The organism is Reichenbachiella ulvae (genome assembly GCF_025833875.1).
Taxonomy (GTDB): Bacteria; Bacteroidota; Bacteroidia; order Cytophagales; family Cyclobacteriaceae; genus Reichenbachiella; species Reichenbachiella ulvae.
Genome location: NZ_JAOYOD010000001.1, coordinates 1,084,567 through 1,103,135 on the forward strand (window position 1 = coordinate 1,084,567; position 18,569 = coordinate 1,103,135).

The following is an 18,569-nucleotide window of genomic DNA, read 5'->3' on the forward strand; positions in this document are numbered from 1 at the left end:
ATTGAACTCAAATTGCTATGAAATTTAATATTCTGCTTGCCGCAATGTTAATGGCCAGTCTATTCTTAGGCTGCTCTTCACCTAAGAAGAAACAAGAGATAAAAGCTGAAGCTACCGTTCAGGAGGCTGGGTTGCAGTTGGAAAGGGATCCGAGGCTAATTGGTCCAGCCAAACCTCAATCACAAAAGATCATTGAAAAGAACATCTACAAAATAGATGCTTCAGAAAATCCTTTGTTTGGCTATTGGGTTGGGGCTTTTGGAAAGAACAAAATTAACATTGCCATTTCGGATATTGAGGGTGATTCTATTTACGGACATAGTGTCTGTGCAGGGAATTTTAGACCCATCAAAGGAACAATTAAAAGTTTTTCCGATAGTTTGTTCGCTATCAAAATGTTCGAGCCTGGAGATGATAAATATGATGGTGAATTTACGTTTACCATAGACTTGTCAGATATGTCTCTGTCAGGGTCCTGGGCACCATATAAAAATACCGTTTCGGCGAAGAATTATCAATTAGAAAAAAGAGCTTTTCAATACGATAGGAAGTCCGGTGATTACCCAGAAACCTCTTCGGAATATCTCGAACCAGCATACGCCATGAATCTATTGCCAGAAGAAATTGAATTGAGGAGAAATGAAATTTATGCGAGACATGGATATAGCTTTCAGAATATCAAAATCAGAAGAATATTTGATGCGAAAGACTGGTACATCCCTATGTCCATAGATGTACGAGACAAGCTCACTGAGGTAGAGGCGCATAATATTGATATGATGTACAATTATGAGGAGTATTATGATGACTACTATGACTCCTATGGTCGCTAGGGTTTTACTTATTTCCCTGGTATTCCTATCCGAATTAAGTGCGCAATCAAGTCTAAATGGACTGGATGTTCCAGCATCGTGTAGCCAGATCATTTGGGTACAGTCTGCCAACAATAATGCTACGACAGGCCAACTGGTACGATACGAAAGAGTGGAAAGTGAATGGGAGCAAGTAGGAACGCCCATACCTGTGGTACTGGGTAAAAATGGTTTGGCATGGGGTAAAGGCTTGCATGAAAGCAGACAGCCGGAAAAAGTCGAAGGAGACGGGAAGGCGCCAGCAGGTATATTCCTTTTGGGGACCTCTTTTGGGTATGCAGAGACATCCCTCATTGAAACGAGCTATCCCTATCGGCAAGCGACGGATCGAGATTATTTCATAGATGATAGTCAGTCGGAGGATTATAATAGCTGGAAAAGCATTCCTTTGAATCAGGCAAATAATCCTAAGGCATTTTGGACTTCCTATGAAAGAATGAGGAGAAAGGATCACTTGTATGAGTTCGGAATAGTGGTTAAGCACAATCAAAGCCCTGCAGTCCCTGGAAAAGGAAGTGCCATTTTTCTCCATGTATGGAGAGGTCCCGGTTCTGCTACCCTGGGCTGTACGGCTATGTCAAAAGAAAATTTGTTAGCCCTGGCGGCTTGGTTAGAACCTGGCAAAAGCCCCGTTTTGATTCAGATATCAAAGTCAGATTTGCCAAATCTGAAATGGAATTAGACTTTAGGCGTATTGCAACTGCCATTCCTTGGGCGTCATTCCTACTTCCTGTTTGAAGCTTTTGGTGAAATGCGATAGGTTTTCAAATCCAGAAGCATAGCAAGCTTTGGAGATACTGGTGCTTCCAGCTTTCAGATGCTCTTGCGCCAGATGGATGCGTGCCTTTTGGATATATTGGGAGGGAGTGATTCCCATGGTCTCCTTGAACTTTTTGAAAAAACTCGCGCGACTCATACATGCCTGATCTGCGAGCTTGTTCATATCGATTTTAGTACGCAGGTTGTTTTTGATGTAATGTAAGGTATGGGCCAGCGCATTGCTTGACGAGAGTAGGGCATAGGACTTTTCGAAAACGACTCTTGCTTGTGTTTGCATCAAGCGAATCAGCATTTCTCTTAAGGTCAATTCGACCATCAGGTCTTTGGCCTTGCCCTGTTCGCTTTTGGTGATGCGAATGATGCGATTGATGGTGTCGGATAGCTCCATATTATTGGTTAGGTGGAAAATGGATGGGTCTATGTTCCATTGACCCCAGGTTTGTGCCTTAGGGTGAACCTCATTCAGAACGTCTACTGTCTTCACGATGGCTTCATTTGAGATGGTCAGCGCGATACATTGTGTGGGGTTGTGCTTTTTGGCTTCTGGAAAATCGATGCTCATCATTTCTCCGGGTGGCAGTATGACCGATTCTCCTGGATAATAATCGAATGAAGGTTTTTCTGGCAGTTTCATCACCTTTTTACCGCTCAGCATGCTAGTGAGTACAAAATGATCAAACATTAAATTCACATTCTCGGCCTGACGGTGGGTCTCGAATAGATTGAGTTCGCACATGTCATAAGAATAGGCAGTTCGGTTCTCCACCAACGTAAAAAGTGAACGCTCATCACGGGTAGGAAATGAATCTATCAGAAACTTTTTCATATCATCATGCTTTGTAATCTCTCAATAAAAAAGCTGGTAACTAACAATATGCAAAAAATCCAGCAGATATAAGGTGTGATGTTGCGGATTTTTTAAAGGAATAGACGCAGAGCAAAAGGATTTAGACTCAGAGCAAACAGAAGTCATTTTGATATCATGAAATTGGTCAAAGCATAATTATTTAATCAAAAGACTATACATACTTATGGAAACATTAACTGCACCTTATCAGGTCGTCGATCGCCCAAAATTGAAAACTCAGTACGACCATTTTATTGGTGGAGAATGGGTCAAGCCCAACTCCGGAGAATACTTTGACAACATTAGTCCAGTAGATGGTCAGGTCATGACCACAGCGGCTCGCGGCAATGAAGTCGATATCAACAAAGCCTTGGATGCCGCGCACAAGGCTTTTCCTATTTGGTCCAAAACTTCGGCTGCCGCTCGTAGCAATGTCCTTCTCAAAATTGCCGACATCATAGAAGAGAATCTGGAAACACTGGCTCGAATCGAAACGCTGGACAATGGTAAAGCGCTAAGAGAAACCCGAGCAGCAGATTTGCCTTTGTGCGTGGATCACTTCAGGTATTTTGCTGGAGTTATTCGTGCGGACGAAAGTACCATGTCTGAGCATGACGAGCATACGGTGAGTATCAACCTCCAGGAGCCATTAGGAGTGGTAGGACAAATTATTCCCTGGAACTTTCCTCTGCTAATGGCCACATGGAAAATCGCTCCGGCATTAGCGGCTGGTTGCTGCACCGTAGTGAAGCCTGCTGAACAAACGCCAACGAGTATCATGGCACTGATGGAATTGATAGCTGATGTGGTGCCGCCGGGGGTGATCAATGTGGTCACTGGTTTTGGTCCAGAAGCAGGAAAACCCCTGGCTACCTCTTCAAGAGTGGCTAAAGTGGCTTTCACAGGAGAGACTACAACAGGACGACTAATCATGCAGTACGCCTCCGAAAACTTGATTCCCGTTACTATGGAATTAGGGGGTAAGTCTCCCAATATTTTTATGAAAAGCATAGCAGATGCAGACGATGAGTTCTTTGACAAGTGTGTAGAAGGAGCCGTCATGTTTGCCCTCAATCAGGGTGAGGTTTGTACCTGCCCATCCAGAATTTTGGTGGATGAATCGATCTATGATCGCTTTATGGAACGAGTCGTTGAACGAACCAAAGCGATTAAACTCGGTCACCCACTAGCAGACGACACCATGATGGGTGCTCAGGCTTCTAACGATCAATATGAGAAAATACTATCCTATATGGATATTGGTAAGAAAGAAGGTGCCGAAGTACTATGTGGCGGTGGCGCTGCTAATTTGAACAGCGGATTAGAAAATGGCTATTACATCGAGCCGACCATCTTCAAGGGGCACAACAAGATGCGAATTTTCCAGGAGGAGATTTTCGGGCCGGTTACTTCTGTGACAACTTTCAAGAATGCAGAGGAGGCGCTGGAGATTGCGAATGATACGCTGTATGGATTAGGGGCTGGTTTGTGGACCAGAGATGCACACGAGATCTATCAGATGCCGAGAGAGATTAAGGCTGGTCGTGTATGGGTCAACTGCTATCATGCCTATCCTGCTCATGCGCCTTTCGGTGGGTACAAGAAATCAGGTTTTGGTAGAGAGACACACAAAATGATGCTGAATCACTACCGAAACACTAAGAATATGCTGATCTCTTACGATAAAAAGAAGCTAGGATTTTTTTAGCAGATAGCGTCAATTGTCAATAATGGTTGGAGAGGAGCTCAGGCTTCTCTCCATTATTTTTTTAGATATGAAACAAGATATAGAAAGAGTATCCATCACAGAAGAAGCCGCCAAAGTCATCGCAGAACTCAAAACCAAACATGGAGAGCTCATGTTTCACCAAAGTGGGGGCTGCTGCGACGGATCATCACCCATGTGTTTTGAAGAAGGAGAGTTCTTGATCGGCTCCTCCGATGTGAAATTAGGGGTGGTCGAAGGTTGTCCATTTTATATGTCCAAAGATCAATATGAATATTGGAAGCACACGCATCTGACCCTTGATGTTACGCCTGGCAGAGGTTCTAGTTTTTCCTTGGAGATTCCTATGGGTGTTCGATTTATCATCAGATCACGACTCTTTAGTGAAGAAGAAAGTCAACGGCTCGCCACGGAGAGTAAAGTCTAGACTTCTATTTTTTTATGGTCTAACCTTTTATTTGAGGATTTGATTTTTTGCCAAAACCAGGCAATGCAGAGTGCAAGAGCAACTATCCAGCTGCAGGTTGTGAACAGGCCTTTAGTTACAGTAAATGCACTGGTCAATCGAACGAGGGAAGGGGGAAGTAGGCCTGAATGAGTGATCATGATAGCAATGCCTAGATTCTCAAGATAATCAAATACCATGGCAACAAAAGGCAATACTCTTATCCAAAGCCACCAGGTTTGACTCGCTAATCCGGTCAGATTCTTCAACCTCAGCAGAAAGGTATATAGAAAGAGTGCGAGTAAAAAAGGGTAAATAAGATCCAATAGGAAGAGTTGAGGAAACAAATAGAATTGGGCAGTACTTGCATCCAATTTGTCAACCAGGGACTGTGCAGTTTTAACTGAATATCCAAAGGTCCTCAAATCAAAAGTGCGGTCTCCCATCTGGCTATGAATGACAGGAAAGGTGAAAGCAAACATGAGACCTAAAACCAGCTGAGAACCTAAGAATAGAATGAATATATGGGATATGCTGGGGGTTCGATTGATAGATAGCTTTTTCATGCGTTTTGAATTAATTACAATTCAAAGCTAGCATGTGACCAAATCCGCTCCATTAACAAATGATAAAAAACCATCTAACGTGCCAATTCACTTCTGAGTCGGCTCAATGAAATATTAGTTATGCCAAGGTATGAGGCTATGTCGCTGTGTGGGATGAAGTTTTCCAGCCCGGGATAATCCTGCCGAAAGGCCAATAGTCTTTCTTTGGCAGTCAAAGATGCCAATCCGATTTCCTTTTGTACTTTTCTGATCAATTCTTGTTGTAGTACCGTGTTGGCAAAGTTTCTGATTTCCAGATTTTCGATCATCAGGTTTTCGAATGTGTCTGCCGGGATGGTAGCTATTTCCAAATCAGTAAGTGATCTGAAACTCAAATTGGATCGATCTGCAGTCGTTCTGATTTGTCTGGGGGATAGTATGCTTTGGGTCATGAAAAACGAAATGGTAATCTCCTTTCCGTCAGGGTTGAGGACAAAACTCTTGCAGATACCGTTGAGTATGAAATACTCCAAATTATTCTTTCTTCCACGGACGATGAAGTCCGTATTCTTCTCCAAATGCTGATAATCGAGGTGCTTTTCAATCAGCCGAAATGCCGTATCAGAGATTGGGAAAGTGTCATTGATAATGGATTTGATTTGACTGCTCATCGGTATGGGAAATTGTTGATTATCAATTGGATTGACCTGTTGGATTTAATGGTTGATTGGAGCTATAAGGTTAAGATTGATTTGGTTCGTCTCTTTTTTATATATTTACTGATCCCTAAAATAGGGTATATTTTGATTGTTCATTAGATAATGGCAATTGGAGCCCGTAGATTTAACTAACCAAAACTACCTAACATGAGTAAATTACTACAAATTGCCTTTGTGGAACTGGGTACTACTGAGATACCCGGAGCTGAGCACAATCCGAGAATTGTCGAATATGCACAGCAAAGAAACTTTCCAGGCGTACGAGACGATGAAACCCCATGGTGCAGCATATTTGTCAATTTCTGCTGTGATCAACTGAAATATGAGAAGAGCGGAAAAGCCAATGCCAGAAGCTGGATGCAAGTGGGTAAGGATAGCTCCGATGACCCAAAGCCCGGAGATATAGTGGTCTTTTGGCGGGAGAGCATTCATTCCTGGAAAGGTCATGTGGCTTTTTACCTGGGGCATTCTCAAGATAAAAAGAAGATATTTTGTCTTGGCGGTAATCAAGGCAATGCAGTGTCTGTGGCCGGCTATGATACCAAAAAGGTGCTAGGTTTTCGGAGAGTAGGTGCAGAAGTGAGTATTTCGATCCCTGATCCATATCTTAGAAAGGATGATAAGGGAGAAGGAGTCATTCAATTGCAGCAAATTCTCAATAAGCTGGGTTACAACTGTGGTGATCCTGATGGTTCATTTGGCAACAAAACACTGAGTGCTTTGAAGCTGCTACAGGCCAACAATCAATTGACCGTAGACGGGGTCTATGGTAATGATTCGAAGACTGTTATCGAATCATTGCTTCAAGCTTAATTTTATTAGAATTATCATTTCAAATTATATCCTATGACTGGAAGTGTTGCTTTAGATGTGGTGATCGGATTGGTCTTCATCTATTTGCTATATAGCTTGTTTGCTACTCTGATTGCAGAGATTGTAGCGACTAACCTGAGTCTTCGTGCCAGAAACCTCAAAGAGGCCATCAACAGAATGATCAACGATGAGGATGATAAAGAAGGATGGCTCACCAATATCAAGGTACATTGCAATATCATGCCCAAGAAGGTCTCTAATTTTCTGATCAGGAATTTTTACGACCATCAGGAAGTCAAATATCTTGGGAGAAAGGCGACTTTGAACCCATCTGCCATTCAGTCCTCTAATTTCAGTAAGGTGCTTTTGGACCGAATTAAGGCTTTAGGAGAGGGGGATACGGAATTAGAGAAGATCCAAAGTGGCTTGTCTAAATTGAGTGTGTCTAAGCCAGATTTAGATGGTTATGTACAGGATGTAAATAGAATTTTGGGTCCAAGTACGGCAGCCTATGTGAAAGGAATCTTTGAAGATTGTCAAAACCGAATAGACGATGGCAAGGAGCAAGTGATTCAATTCAAACATGAGTTAGAAAATTGGTTTGATCGAACGATGGATCAAACTACCGAATGGTATAAACAGCGCATGCAAAAAATACTCTTGATCATTGGTTTTATGATGGCCTGGATATTCAATGCGGATACCTTTACGATCATCAAGAAGCTATCCTACGACAAAGATGCCAGAGACAAAGTAGTCGAGCTCGCTGGTGCTTACATAGAAAATAACCGATATGCGGATTTTGCCTTGATCTCTAAGGATTCTACCTTACTCAATGATACGAGTCGATTTGACTCGGCTAGTATAGCTACACTGAAGGATTACAATACGAATGCGATGACTTACAATCAAAGACTTGATACCTTATTTGCGATCAAAAATTCATTGGAAGCAGATATGACGAGTGCCCATAGCGTTTTGGGGTTGGGAGGCTGGTTGCCGGATTCCTTGCAAATAAGTAACTCTAAAATCGTCTGTCCGGATTGGGTGGAAGTCTCCTTGGCCAATCGTGTGTTGAAAGTTGAACAGGAAGAAGGGCATGTGACTGTAGAATGGATTGATAAACTGCATTACATGCTTTGGTTGCTATTGTCCCACCCGGGAGGCTATTTGATCACAGCATTGGCGGTTTCTCTGGGAGCGCCTTTCTGGTTCGACCTATTGAGCAAACTCATGAAATTGAGAGGGACGATGCAAACCAAGTAATTCATAATTGTATATAAATTAATAAAAATGAGTAAGACGAGCTATGTAGATATTGAAGACCAGGTGCAGCTGCCTGATCATGGAGTGATTCGTGCAAAATTGACAATTGGGAATGGACAGACAGGTGGTCACAGTGTGTTTTTAGGAAACAATCTGCTGGGCCAAGATAGTGAGGTAGAAATAGGAGAAGCTGCTGGATTGAAGGGGAAGCAATTGATTGCTACCTGTACAGTAGTCGATACGAATGCAGATACGAACTGGACCAGTTTTACTTTGTTATTGAAACAAGGTGGGGATGATTTGAAAACCTTTGGGCCTTATTCCAAAAAAGTAGACAAGGACAAGGATGTGGTAGGTTATACGTTAATAATTGACTTGATATGAGAAGATCATTGTGGCTGATTTTCTGTTTGTTTGGGGTCCATTGCCTGTATGGTCAGGAAAGTAATATTCATCATGAAGTCCCAAGTAGTCCTGCTTTTGCCATTTTGGATTTTGAACCCACTTCGGTACTGAGACCTACCAGCCCTTCGGAATTGACCACTCAACTGATGAGTTCATTTGATGAAAATGGCAAGTTGAATCCGAATATAGGTTTGGAATTTGCTCCCTATTGGCTTCAAAGCAAACCTAGTTTAACATATGAACAGTATGTGAATCCGGGCACCTGGCAGACCATGAAACAAACTTTTAGGATTTCTTTTGCCAATGTTCAGGATACAGCTCTTAATCAGTCTTTTATGGGTGCGGGCTTCAGGTTTCAATTGCTACAAGGACACCTGTCTGATGAAACTATTGCTGCGGTTGAGCAAGTTCGATCAAGAGCCAGTGTTTCTTCATTGATTTTGGCCATGCGAGCTATGGCTATGCGCTTCAAAAATAAGAAGGCTGCAATAGATCAGCTATTGCTGAACCTGACTCAGGCTGGCTATGATCAAAAGATGAAGGAGGAGTTGATGAAGGTAGTTTTGGAAATAGACGATAATTATACAACAGATGCGAGTAATGATGTAAGTGAAATCCGAGCGTTTGCTGAGCAAATCAATGAGGCTTATTTATCGAAGAATATCGATGAAAAGTTGATTGAACAAACCAGAGAGCGAGTAGGTCTGATTATTGAGTTGGGAGGAGCTTCTTCTTTTCAAACGAAGCAAGTCGGTCAGGAGGGTGGAATAAGGAAGTTGGGTTTTTGGGCTACTGCCTCAGAAAAAATCAACGAAGACAATCAATTTGTGTTTTCTGCGCGATACATGAGCTCTACGTTGGATTCTGTTGCCTCTAACTTTGATCTGGGGCTTAGCTTTGTGAAGGACGTGGACAATATCAGTTTGTCTTTCGAAGGGGTAGCTCGATGGTATGAAGTTCAATTCATGGATCTTAATTCAACTGGTCAGCCTATCAACAGGGTAGAAGAGGACTTTACTTATCGATTGGCCATCAATGCCAACTATCAATTGTCTAAATCCATTTTCGTCAGTGCCAGTTTGGGCAGGAATTACGCCAATGGTATCACCCAGGAGTCGGGCTTCTTTAGTATTCTCGGTATCAATTATAATCTATTTCGTCCGATGGACGTGGATGTGAAATAGAAAAAACAAGGGCTTCATTTGTTTGAAGCCCTTGTTTTTATTCAGGTCTTTTGGTGTATCCTGGATATGCGAGTTTCGAATCTGAGAGGTTCAGGTATTCTTTTACCTCGTTGTAATTGTTGAAATCTATGGTCGTTCGTGCATTTACGAACTGCGCTGGGACTACTACAACCCTGGCGATCCAATCGTGGGTCCAGTCTGAATGTAAAGTGTTTAAAGCTACTGTTCCATCTAGGAAAATCGATGCATTGTATTTAGTAAAGTCATAATTGTAGCTTAACATACCGTCTTGAAAATAAAGAGTTTGTGGTAACGCTCTCCATATTTCAGTGCCATCCTGTTCTACCTCCCATAGTAGATAAACGAGCATTACATCAGAATCATACATGACAAAGTCAACGGGCAGGTCCAATAAGGCTGCATAATCTGGTCCCTCAAAGTCCAATATATATTCGAAGGTGTATCCTTCTTCTCCGTTGACACCATCCAGTCCATCCTGTCCTGGTCTGCCTGTTGGACCAGGAGGTCCCTGACAAGAAAAAAGAATCATAGCGGAAAGAAGGGAAAGTATACTTAGCTTATTCATAGTTCATATTGTTGTTGAATGGTAAATATTCATGGAAAAATGATGCCAAAATCGCTTGTTCCAAATTAATTTTTTCAGGATTCCTTTTCAGGAAGAGTTTATTAATGATAGTTCTGCTCAATTTCTACAAATAAATGGGGCGTTTATATATTTATGTTTATCAGGTTATCTCTGAGTGTGATGCTCTTGGTTTGACCACTATGGATATTGTTTGTGTAGTTGTGGTTTGTTCAGGATATATAAAGCCGTAGTGGTAATTGTGTTAAGGGATTGACGTCAGTCTAAACTGAGAATACAAGCCGTTGAAATTGAGTGGAATAATTGTTTAGGCAGTATGAAGACTTGTTAATGTAAGATTAATATGAAACAATTAAATATTTGTTGTAAAGTGTTTATTTTCAAAGAGTAAACAAATCAGTAAGGAAGTTTAGCTTGGTTCTGTTTCTTTTATGAATAAAATTACCATCTTCTCCCCAAACATATATGCTGGATTGCATTCTTATTGCAGTCAAAAGCCTCAAACGCTTGAGCAGGCAATTAAGGATCCATTACCATCATGGAATTCAGGTGAGAACAAAAGTGCTATTATATCTTTTGTAGAGTCTGTTACTGATACTGCCAGTAAGGATTTTGTGCCTGAAATTGAGCGTGTGGCAGTGTTTGACAATGACGGCACGTTATGGTCAGAGCAACCCCTATACTTTCAGTTATTCTTTGCCTTGGACAGAATACGTGATATGGCAGAGAATCATCCTGAATGGCAAGAGCAACAGCCCTATCAGGCGATCCTTACTAATGACATGAAAACTCTTTCTGGTTTTGGGATGAAGGAGTTGATGGAAATCCTAATGACCAGTCATGCAGGTATGAGTACAGATGAGTTTGAGAAGTTTGTAACGGATTGGATTAGTTCTGCCCGTCATCCTCATTTTGACCGTCCTTATACAGATTTGATTTTTCAACCCATGCTAGAGCTGTTGACTTACTTACGGTCAAATGGATTTAAAACCTTTATAGTTTCTGGTGGTGGGATTGAATTTATGAGGCCATGGGTAGAAGATGTTTATGGGATACCAAGAGATCAAGTAGTTGGTAGTAGTATTAAAACAGAGCTGGTGATGCAAGGGGATAACCCTGTTATTATTAGGAAGCCTTCAATTGATTTTATTGATGATAAGGAGGGCAAACCTGTAGGGATTTGGCGCTTTATTGGTCGTAGGCCTATTCTTTGTGCGGGCAATTCTGATGGAGACTTAGCTATGCAGCAATGGACTGCTGCCGGAGAAGGTCCCAGTATGATGTTATATGTACATCATACAGACAGTGAAAGGGAATTTGCTTACGATCGAGATTCGCATGTGGGTAAATTTGATGAGGCTTTAGATGTAGCCAATAATAAAGGGTGGAAATTAATAAGTATGAAAGATGATTGGAAGGTGATTTATCCTTTTGAATTGAAATAGTATGATGCTATTACCCTTTAGATCTACATAGGTTAGATTCTTCTTGAGTTATTAATAATTGTGGCATTTCAAATTTTGATGATTGGTAAGGATGATAAAAGGCAATATTGCATGTGACACTGGTAGACAAGTATTTGATGATGCACATTTTTATAATGCCAGCTCAATTGAGAAGGTGTACTCAGATCTCGATATCAAGGTGTTCAGGCCTTTCAGGTCTAAACAGAACAGCGATATGATTTTAGTTTACGATGGAGTGCGTTTGCACTTACTGGAGTTGCTAAAGCCATTTCGGAGGAACAAGGTTTTTCAGGTGCAGATTGGGTGTATAATTATGGTGCTGGGTTTAGGTAACTTTTGTTCCGAAAATTTGGCCTGGCCTGCTAATAAGAGTAGATCTGTCAGGTTCTAATGTGATTTTGGTTCTGGATGGTAAAATGAATAAAATAATGAAAAGAATATGGCTAGTTTTGTTTTTCAGTCTATTGTACTCTCAGCTATGGGCCCAAGAAGAATCAGGATCTTCAGAGGAGTTTCATAGACATAAAGTAATGATAGTATTGGGCCATACGCATGTTGCGAATGGATTCAATTCAAAAGGAGATAAAGCATGGATTGTTTTACCCAGTTGGGGTTTAGATTATGATTTTCGCTTGAATGCCAATTGGTCGATCGGTCTACATTCGGAAATGGTAATTGAAAGTTTTGAATACGAAAGTGAAAATCAAATCAAATTGGATCGAACAAGACCTGTAGCTTTGGTAGTGGTGGGAAGTAGGAAGATTGGCAAACATCTTACTATCCTGGCTGGAGGTGGTACCGAGCTTGCTCCGGAGGAAAATTTGACACTAATCAGAGTAGGGGCTGACTATTCATGGGAGTTGATCAACAACTGGGAATTGGCTGTCAATGTGATGACAGATTTTAAGCTTGATGCATATGATTCCTGGGTTTTTGGCCTGGGTGTTGCAAAAATATTTTAAGTCTAATTTAAACTAAATAGAAACTATGAAAAGTAAATTATTAAGTCTGGGAGTGCTGCTACTGCTCTGCTGCGCATTTGTCAATCCTACTTATTCTCAAATAAAAAGTGACTATGACAAGGATGCTGATTTTTCTAAAATAAAAACTTACAAGTTTGCGGGATGGGTTGAAGATAGTGATGAAGCAATAAACCAAATAGATAAGAAAAGGGTTTTATCTGCGCTAAAATCTCAATTTGACGCTAGGGGATTGGAATTGGTAGAAGATAACGCAGATGCGGTTGTTACTTTATTCGTGTCAGTTGATCAGAAAACCAGTAAGTCTTCCTATACAACCTATAATAATAACATGGGTTATGGAGGACGATGGGGCTATGGCTATGGCTATGGTTATGGAGGAATGGGTACAGCTACCACCACCTACACAGAAACTGATTATAACGAAGGAACATTAGTTTTGGACCTATACGATACGGAAACTAAATCATTGATATGGCAAGGTGTGATCACCACAGTAGTGAAAAGCAAGCCGAACAAAAGAGAGAAAGACATCAATAAAAAGATCGCAAAATTGATGAAGAAATTTCCGATCCTGCCTGAGAGTTAATTAGAACAAAACAGCCCTGAAGTTCAATTTCAGGGCTGTTTTGTTATTTATATCAGTGAGAAAGTATAGAGCAGCTCTCTGGCAATGTCTCTACATCTTTCTTCATATTTTTCTTGTTGCTGAGGAGTACCATCAAAAGCTTTAGGGTCCTCGAAAGGTAATGAAAATCTTTCTGCATCAGGAATCACCGGGCAGTTGGCATCAGCATGGTTGCAGGTCATGACAGCAGCATATCCCTTTTGTGGATTGAATGGGTCATCATAGGTTTTCGAAAAGGCAATGATAGCTGGTTCATTTTCATCATACTTGATGGCATAAACTGGATTTGTTTCATGAGATAGCTTCTTGATTTGCAACCCAGCCTTTTCGAGAGCCTCTGCTGCAGAAGGGAAGAGGGCAGTAGCTTCCGTACCTCCCGAATACGCAAATACATTAGCATGACCATAGTGTCTCGCTGCTACCTGTGTCCAAACCTGTGACAAATGGCTTCTGCGTGAATTGTGCGTACAGATTAGGGTTAGATTAGCTATTTGATCATTAGCCTGTTTCTCTTTAACAAATGCAGCTATCTTTTCTAATAATTGTTTTCTTTCTGGTGTGATAGAATCGAATTCTCCTTTTACCGATTCGATATATTGATTAAGTGTATTCATACGACGTATGCTTAGCAGCAGCCAGATCCAGGCTCACAACTAGCTTCTTCTTTTTTGATTTCTGATAGATTCAATTTTGGTTTGGATTCTACTGTTTCTGTAACAATACAGCAGGCAGAAGCATCCGCTTCATCATATTTGGGGTCGTTGAATTCAGCATCCTTGTGGAAATAATATACTTCCCATTGGTAACCATCCGGGTCGTTGACCCAAAACTTATCCTGAACAGCATAGCAACATGAAGTGCCGATTTCTTCTCTGTCGACTATTCCTTGTTTTTGAGCGATACTCAGTCTTTCTTCCATTTCTTCCTTTGTTTCAACCTGGAAACCAAGGTGACCAAATGCGCTGTTGACTCGATCTTTATTTTCTATGAATGATATGATGAGTGCAGGAGCATCTAATACATATTTGGCATACCCCTTCCTTATTTTATTGGCAGGCTTCCCAAAAAAGGTAGAGTAGAAATTAACCGTACTTGTGATATCTGACACGTAGAAAGAGACGTGCATTCTGGGGAAATTAGAGTTGTTCATTTTTAAAGTGATTTAATCACAGCATTCACTGCTTGTTTTGAGTGTTTCGGTAATTTGGTTTAGGTATGATTGTAATTCGCTCCATTTAGATTCATCCAGACAGTAACAAATGTTATTACCAGATATACTTCCCTTGATCAGTCCAACCTTTTTTAGTTCCGATAGATGTCGCGAAATGGTGGGCTGAGCCAAAGGCAATTCATCCACAATATCGTTGCAGATGCAAGAAGGGCTATTGGCCAGGAATTTAACTATTTCAAGGCGTGCTGGATGACCAATTGACTTAATCAATTCGGCCATTTCTAAGGTTTTGATGGCAAAGCCTTCAGTTTTGGTTATTCCCATATAGTAATATTACAATATTGTAATATGAATCACAAATAGCGATTAAAATAATTTGAGCCTGCTCCCTGCTTTTTCTCAATCCTGTTATATTTACCAATATCAAGAATAAAGCCCCATGATTGAATTAGACAAAGAACTTTTAGACACATTTGGTAAAATCTTATATGCGGTAGCCAAAAGCGATGGCGAAGTTCAAGAGGAAGAGCTAGCCGTGGTTCGCAAGGTAATAGATGATCACGAGTGGGCTCAAGAGTTGGAATTGTCTTTTGAGGTCGAAAGAGAGTTGGATTCAGATGCAGATGGTATTTTTGAGGAGGCCATGTCGGTATTTTGTAGATATGATGTCCGTTCTCATTATGAGCAATTCATAGATTTGCTAGAAAAGGTGGCAGAAGCGCATGATGGGGTGGTGCAAGAAGAGAAGGTTTTGATAGATAAATTCAAAACCCACTTGCTGAATTGATATTGAGCCATGGGTACTGCCTCTCGCTCTCGAATCAAGTCAGGTCTTTGGTATTTGTTGTGCTTCCTGTGTACGATTATTGGATTATATCCTCTTATATATTTAACACAAAATGCTAATGCTGGATTTCTATCTAGCAAGCCGGTCGATCTGCTGAACGAATCGCTTTGGCAATGGGCTTTTTACATACATATCGCTTTAGGTGGTCTGGCATTACTGATAGGTTGGCCACAGTTCATTCAAAAACTTAGAAGCAAATATCTGAATTGGCATAGAAGGGTGGGGAGAGTCTATGTTCTTTCTGTGCTATTATCTGGAGTTTCCGGGATTTACATAGGCCTTTATGCCAATGGAGGCTGGGTTTCCTCATTAGGGTTTATGACTTTGGGTTTTTTATGGGTTTATTCCACTGCCAATGCCTATTTTAAAGTGAAATTAGGTAGCTTAGAGAAGCATGAGGAATGGATGATATATAGCTATGCTTTGACCATGGCAGCCGTGACGCTTAGAATTTGGCTTCCTATATTGGCGCTCAGCCTAGATGAATTCATTGTTGCTTATAAAATTGTGGCCTGGCTCTGTTGGGTTCCCAATCTGGCAGTGGCGATCATTATTAATAATAGGAGATCATGAATATTTCGATACAGAGGTTGGACGAGCAGGATTTGCCAGAAGTAGTTTCATTGTTGACATCCAACAAACTCACATCTGATGATTTGAACAAGGGTAAGATCAATTTTTTTGGAATCAAAAAGGAATCAAAATTGATTGCCTGTATAGGATTAGAGTCTTGTCAGGGAGTGGGATTGTTGAGGTCATTGGTGGTTGATGATGATTTCCGAGCACAAGGGCTTGCTAGAGCCTTAGTGGACTGCCTTGAAACAGAGGCCAAAATGCAGGGCTTTCGTTCTTTGTATCTATTGACCACATCGGCTGGAGCATACTTTCTTAGACTCGGCTATTCTCAAATGGATAGAGAGGAAGTCCCAGAAGGTGTACGGGCCTCTGAGCAGTTTTCAGCCCTTTGCCCTGATTCAGCTGAAGTGCTTTTTAAAGCCATTTGAAAGAAAAAAAGCCATCCAAAAAGATGGCTTTCTGATTTCTTACAACTGAATGCTCACTCCAAAATACGGCGAGACATATTGCGTGGCTTTATAACCATCTTCAGTAGGTGTGAAACTGTAGAAATAGTCAACGCCTGTGACTATGAATCGATTCAAGTGATACACAAATCTCACTTTGGCCAATGATCTTTCGTCCAAGGTAAATGCATCTCCCAAATCAGTCAAGCCACCTTTGAAATACTTGGCATGTATCGAAAATTTGTCAAATAACCTGTCCACATCTGCATTGAGGGTGACTGTAGCAGGAGCGGATTCACTGATTTTATCTGGAATCATCAGACTGCCTCCCAGACTCAATTTTTTTAGTACATGACCCGTTAGACTTCCATAGATTCCATGCATGCTTTCAGCGGTTGCTAGCGACATGATTTTGGCGTCCTTGTTGATTTCGTAGTAGGTGTCGAAAAACTGAGGAAGATAGTAATCAGAATAATTCAGTCTTTCAATTCGTAAATCAGTACTCAATAGGTCTGCAATGAAATGGAACCTGAAGTTTAATCCGGCACTGAAACCGGAACCATCTTCAAACTCACTTGATGGCATCATGATCGAACCACTGGTCTGTAAAGTATTAATAGAATCCAATAGGGCATCCGTTTGGACACTGAGTTTTGAATAGTTGGCAAACAAATCGATTTGAATAAAAGGAATTCGAAGAAGCGTCATCCCAGCGTCAAAGTTGAATGCTGATATACCTTCTTGGGTCAATGCATAGCTAGTCGCTACCCCAGATTCTGTACTTAGTAGTTTGGTTTGGTCATTGTCTGAGACATAAGATCCGCCGATCTCAAGGCTTCTAACGATCGGAATGGCCGTCCAGCTCATAGGACGAACATAAGGCCTTACAGCAAATAAGTTGAAGGAGGCGGGATCAAAGTCAGAATATAATCCCTCGAGCCCAACCAAACCTCTAAAGTTGAAATCGTAGTGTAATCCAATCTTCCTTTTTTCATAGCTGATACTATTGGAGTAATTGTTGATCAATCCTCCGTATCCAATCATGGTATTGGAGAAAGACCCTACTTTTACGTAAATCGGGTCTACTTTTTGTTGCCCAACCCTGACGTAACGAATGAGTCTTGCGACTCCCACGCCGTCTTCAAACATTTCAGTTCGAATCTTTTGGTCGTCTATGCCATATAGGATAGGCACATCAATTCCTACACCTACTTTTCCCAGGTTGAGCTCTGGAGCCAGTACTAGACCCGCATAGGCTTTGCCGTCAATCATGGTGTAAGTAAAACCTCCGTTGATTGATGAAGAGCTATTCATAGGAGGTAGACCTGCTCGGAAATCCTCTGCAGGTTCTTCATCTTTTTTCTTTTTGTCCCGTTCTTCTTTGCGGGCCTCTTTTTTAGCTTGTTTTAACGAGTCCTGCATCTGTTTTTGTTGTTCCAGTTCTGCTAGCTCATCAGCTGTTGGACCTGTTTCTTCCTCGATAGTAGTAGAGTCTACAAAGATGTATTTTTGCTGGACAGTGGTGTCAGAGGCGATAGCAGGGGAGTTGTCCAAAGAATCTACAGCTACTTCCTCTTGTTGCAACGTGTCTGATACCACGGGTGCTTCTTCAGTGATGAGGGTGTCTGCAGCAGGAGCCACTTCCTGTGTTTGTGAATCCTCTTCCTTTTGTTTGCGTTTCTTTTTCTTCTTTTTATCCAGATCTTCCCAGAGATAAGAGTATTCTGCAAAAGGATCCTCTTCTTCTGTCTCTTGAGCAAGAGTGATGAAAGGCAGTAGGTTTAAGAATATTAATCCCAGTAAAACTTTTCTCATAGCTGTCTATTTATCGATCTGCAAATATGTTGAATTTAGCTCAATTTTAGTTTTACTACCAAACGCTTGATCTTACAATTATTGTTGCTCAAGGTGTGAATTGGTCTTTCGGATTGAATTTTTTATTGTTTGATAAAAAAACAAACCTCCTGAGTAGGAGGTTTGGACATCTTTAGGGAAGACTACCATAGCAATTAATCTTCCACGAATTAGGGGGTAATAATATAAAGATGGATTAATATCTGATCATTTATAGGTTGCTGATTGCCAGTGAATTTAGTGATTCTGATGCTTAAATTCAAAATTAATTTTGAATAGCTTTCAAATTCAACTGGTATTATCTCCTTAATTGATCGAAATCGTAGAGGTTTACTCATTTTGAGGGGCAAATCCATCTGTTAATAGAATGGGGATTAGACTTATCGTTTGCTTAA

At 41.0% G+C, this 18,569-nt stretch carries 22 protein-coding genes; 14 read left to right on the forward strand and 8 right to left on the reverse strand.

The annotated features are described in order from the left end of the window. Window positions 1–17: 17 nt before the first annotated feature. Together N7U62_RS04190 and N7U62_RS04195 are read left to right on the forward strand one after the other, a co-directional pair. The gene (locus tag N7U62_RS04190) at window positions 18–833 is read left to right on the forward strand and encodes a YARHG domain-containing protein (RefSeq protein WP_264136629.1); all 816 of its coding nucleotides are present in this window, start codon (window positions 18–20) and stop codon (window positions 831–833) included. After that, on the forward strand, window positions 802–1,554 hold the full coding sequence (locus N7U62_RS04195; protein ID WP_264136630.1) for a L,D-transpeptidase family protein: 753 nt from the start codon (window positions 802–804) through the stop codon (window positions 1,552–1,554). The genes N7U62_RS04190 and N7U62_RS04195 overlap by 32 nt, the downstream gene beginning before the upstream one ends. Window positions 1,555–1,557: 3 nt before the next feature. Here N7U62_RS04195 and N7U62_RS04200 read toward each other — a convergent pair whose 3' ends face one another. Continuing rightward, the gene (locus N7U62_RS04200) at window positions 1,558–2,478 is read right to left on the reverse strand and encodes an AraC family transcriptional regulator (RefSeq protein WP_264136631.1); all 921 of its coding nucleotides are present in this window, start codon (window positions 2,476–2,478) and stop codon (window positions 1,558–1,560) included. Window positions 2,479–2,683: 205 nt separating this feature from the next. Between N7U62_RS04200 and N7U62_RS04205 the strand changes: the two genes are divergently transcribed. Further along, window positions 2,684–4,207 carry an aldehyde dehydrogenase family protein gene (locus N7U62_RS04205; protein WP_264136632.1) on the forward strand — a complete coding sequence of 508 codons (1,524 nt, stop codon included), beginning with the start codon at window positions 2,684–2,686 and terminating at the stop codon, window positions 4,205–4,207. A gap of 67 nt (window positions 4,208–4,274) precedes the next feature. Continuing rightward, window positions 4,275–4,652: a DUF779 domain-containing protein gene (locus tag N7U62_RS04210; RefSeq protein ID WP_264136633.1), complete on the forward strand. Its 378-nt coding sequence runs from the start codon at window positions 4,275–4,277 to the stop codon at window positions 4,650–4,652. On the opposite strand, the gene N7U62_RS04215 is transcribed toward N7U62_RS04210, so the two are convergent. Then, window positions 4,649–5,236, reverse strand: a complete 588-nt coding sequence (locus N7U62_RS04215; RefSeq protein ID WP_264136634.1) for a hypothetical protein — start codon at window positions 5,234–5,236, stop codon at window positions 4,649–4,651. The two genes, N7U62_RS04210 and N7U62_RS04215, sit on opposite strands and share 4 nt — an antisense overlap. Before the next feature lie 74 nt (window positions 5,237–5,310). Then, window positions 5,311–5,886, reverse strand: coding sequence for a Crp/Fnr family transcriptional regulator (locus N7U62_RS04220; protein ID WP_264136635.1), 576 nt, complete (start codon window positions 5,884–5,886; stop codon window positions 5,311–5,313). A 195-nt stretch (window positions 5,887–6,081) separates the two neighbouring features. Between N7U62_RS04220 and N7U62_RS04225 the strand changes: the two genes are divergently transcribed. From N7U62_RS04225 to N7U62_RS04240, 4 genes are read left to right on the forward strand one after another with little or no spacing between them, the layout of a single operon-like run. Then, window positions 6,082–6,747: a C40 family peptidase gene (locus tag N7U62_RS04225; RefSeq protein WP_264136636.1), complete on the forward strand. Its 666-nt coding sequence runs from the start codon at window positions 6,082–6,084 to the stop codon at window positions 6,745–6,747. Between the two features lie 33 nt (window positions 6,748–6,780). Beyond that, window positions 6,781–8,013 (forward strand): hypothetical protein, encoded by a 1,233-nt coding sequence (locus tag N7U62_RS04230; RefSeq protein ID WP_264136637.1) that lies wholly within the window; start codon window positions 6,781–6,783, stop codon window positions 8,011–8,013. 27 nt (window positions 8,014–8,040) lie between these two features. Next, a complete protein-coding gene (locus N7U62_RS04235; RefSeq protein WP_264136638.1) occupies window positions 8,041–8,397 on the forward strand; it encodes a hypothetical protein in 357 nt (118 codons plus the stop codon). Then, the gene (locus N7U62_RS04240) at window positions 8,394–9,602 is read left to right on the forward strand and encodes a hypothetical protein (protein ID WP_264136639.1); all 1,209 of its coding nucleotides are present in this window, start codon (window positions 8,394–8,396) and stop codon (window positions 9,600–9,602) included. Before N7U62_RS04235 ends, N7U62_RS04240 begins: the two co-directional genes overlap by 4 nt. A 37-nt stretch (window positions 9,603–9,639) precedes the next feature. Here the strand turns inward: N7U62_RS04240 and N7U62_RS04245 are convergent, their stop codons facing one another. Further along, window positions 9,640–10,188, reverse strand: a complete 549-nt coding sequence (locus N7U62_RS04245; RefSeq protein WP_264136640.1) for a hypothetical protein — start codon at window positions 10,186–10,188, stop codon at window positions 9,640–9,642. 449 nt (window positions 10,189–10,637) lie between these two features. On the opposite strand from N7U62_RS04245, the gene N7U62_RS04250 reads away from it, so the two are divergent. From N7U62_RS04250 to N7U62_RS04260, 3 genes are all read left to right on the forward strand, one after another. Next, window positions 10,638–11,651: an HAD family hydrolase gene (locus tag N7U62_RS04250; RefSeq protein ID WP_264136641.1), complete on the forward strand. Its 1,014-nt coding sequence runs from the start codon at window positions 10,638–10,640 to the stop codon at window positions 11,649–11,651. A 449-nt stretch (window positions 11,652–12,100) separates the two neighbouring features. Continuing rightward, window positions 12,101–12,634: a hypothetical protein gene (locus tag N7U62_RS04255; RefSeq protein WP_264136642.1), complete on the forward strand. Its 534-nt coding sequence runs from the start codon at window positions 12,101–12,103 to the stop codon at window positions 12,632–12,634. Between the two features lie 25 nt (window positions 12,635–12,659). Beyond that, window positions 12,660–13,241: a DUF4136 domain-containing protein gene (locus tag N7U62_RS04260; protein ID WP_264136643.1), complete on the forward strand. Its 582-nt coding sequence runs from the start codon at window positions 12,660–12,662 to the stop codon at window positions 13,239–13,241. A 47-nt stretch (window positions 13,242–13,288) separates the two neighbouring features. Here the strand turns inward: N7U62_RS04260 and N7U62_RS04265 are convergent, their stop codons facing one another. The 3 genes from N7U62_RS04265 to N7U62_RS04275 are packed head-to-tail and all read right to left on the reverse strand — an operon-like array spanning window position 13,289 to window position 14,775. Then, the gene (locus N7U62_RS04265) at window positions 13,289–13,894 is read right to left on the reverse strand and encodes a low molecular weight phosphatase family protein (protein ID WP_264136644.1); all 606 of its coding nucleotides are present in this window, start codon (window positions 13,892–13,894) and stop codon (window positions 13,289–13,291) included. 11 nt (window positions 13,895–13,905) lie between these two features. After that, complete coding sequence (locus N7U62_RS04270) at window positions 13,906–14,430, reverse strand: ArsI/CadI family heavy metal resistance metalloenzyme (RefSeq protein WP_264136645.1); 525 nt, start codon at window positions 14,428–14,430, stop codon at window positions 13,906–13,908. A 12-nt stretch (window positions 14,431–14,442) separates the two neighbouring features. Beyond that, window positions 14,443–14,775 (reverse strand): ArsR/SmtB family transcription factor, encoded by a 333-nt coding sequence (locus tag N7U62_RS04275; protein ID WP_264136646.1) that lies wholly within the window; start codon window positions 14,773–14,775, stop codon window positions 14,443–14,445. Window positions 14,776–14,890: 115 nt separating this feature from the next. Here N7U62_RS04275 and N7U62_RS04280 point away from each other — a divergent pair, with 115 nt between their 5' ends. Genes N7U62_RS04280 through arsN2 form a run of 3 tightly spaced genes read left to right on the forward strand, consistent with a single transcriptional unit; the run spans window position 14,891 to window position 16,302 of the window. After that, the gene (locus N7U62_RS04280) at window positions 14,891–15,238 is read left to right on the forward strand and encodes a tellurite resistance TerB family protein (protein WP_264136647.1); all 348 of its coding nucleotides are present in this window, start codon (window positions 14,891–14,893) and stop codon (window positions 15,236–15,238) included. Between the two features lie 9 nt (window positions 15,239–15,247). Further along, window positions 15,248–15,871 carry a DUF2306 domain-containing protein gene (locus tag N7U62_RS04285; RefSeq protein WP_264136648.1) on the forward strand — a complete coding sequence of 208 codons (624 nt, stop codon included), beginning with the start codon at window positions 15,248–15,250 and terminating at the stop codon, window positions 15,869–15,871. After that, a complete protein-coding gene (gene arsN2, locus N7U62_RS04290; RefSeq protein ID WP_264136649.1) occupies window positions 15,868–16,302 on the forward strand; it encodes an arsenic resistance N-acetyltransferase ArsN2 in 435 nt (144 codons plus the stop codon). The genes N7U62_RS04285 and arsN2 overlap by 4 nt, the downstream gene beginning before the upstream one ends. A gap of 39 nt (window positions 16,303–16,341) precedes the next feature. On the opposite strand, the gene N7U62_RS04295 is transcribed toward arsN2, so the two are convergent. Further along, entirely contained in the window at window positions 16,342–18,135 is a 1,794-nt protein-coding gene (locus N7U62_RS04295; protein ID WP_264136650.1) for a hypothetical protein, read from the reverse strand. Window positions 18,136–18,569: the final 434 nt, after the last annotated feature.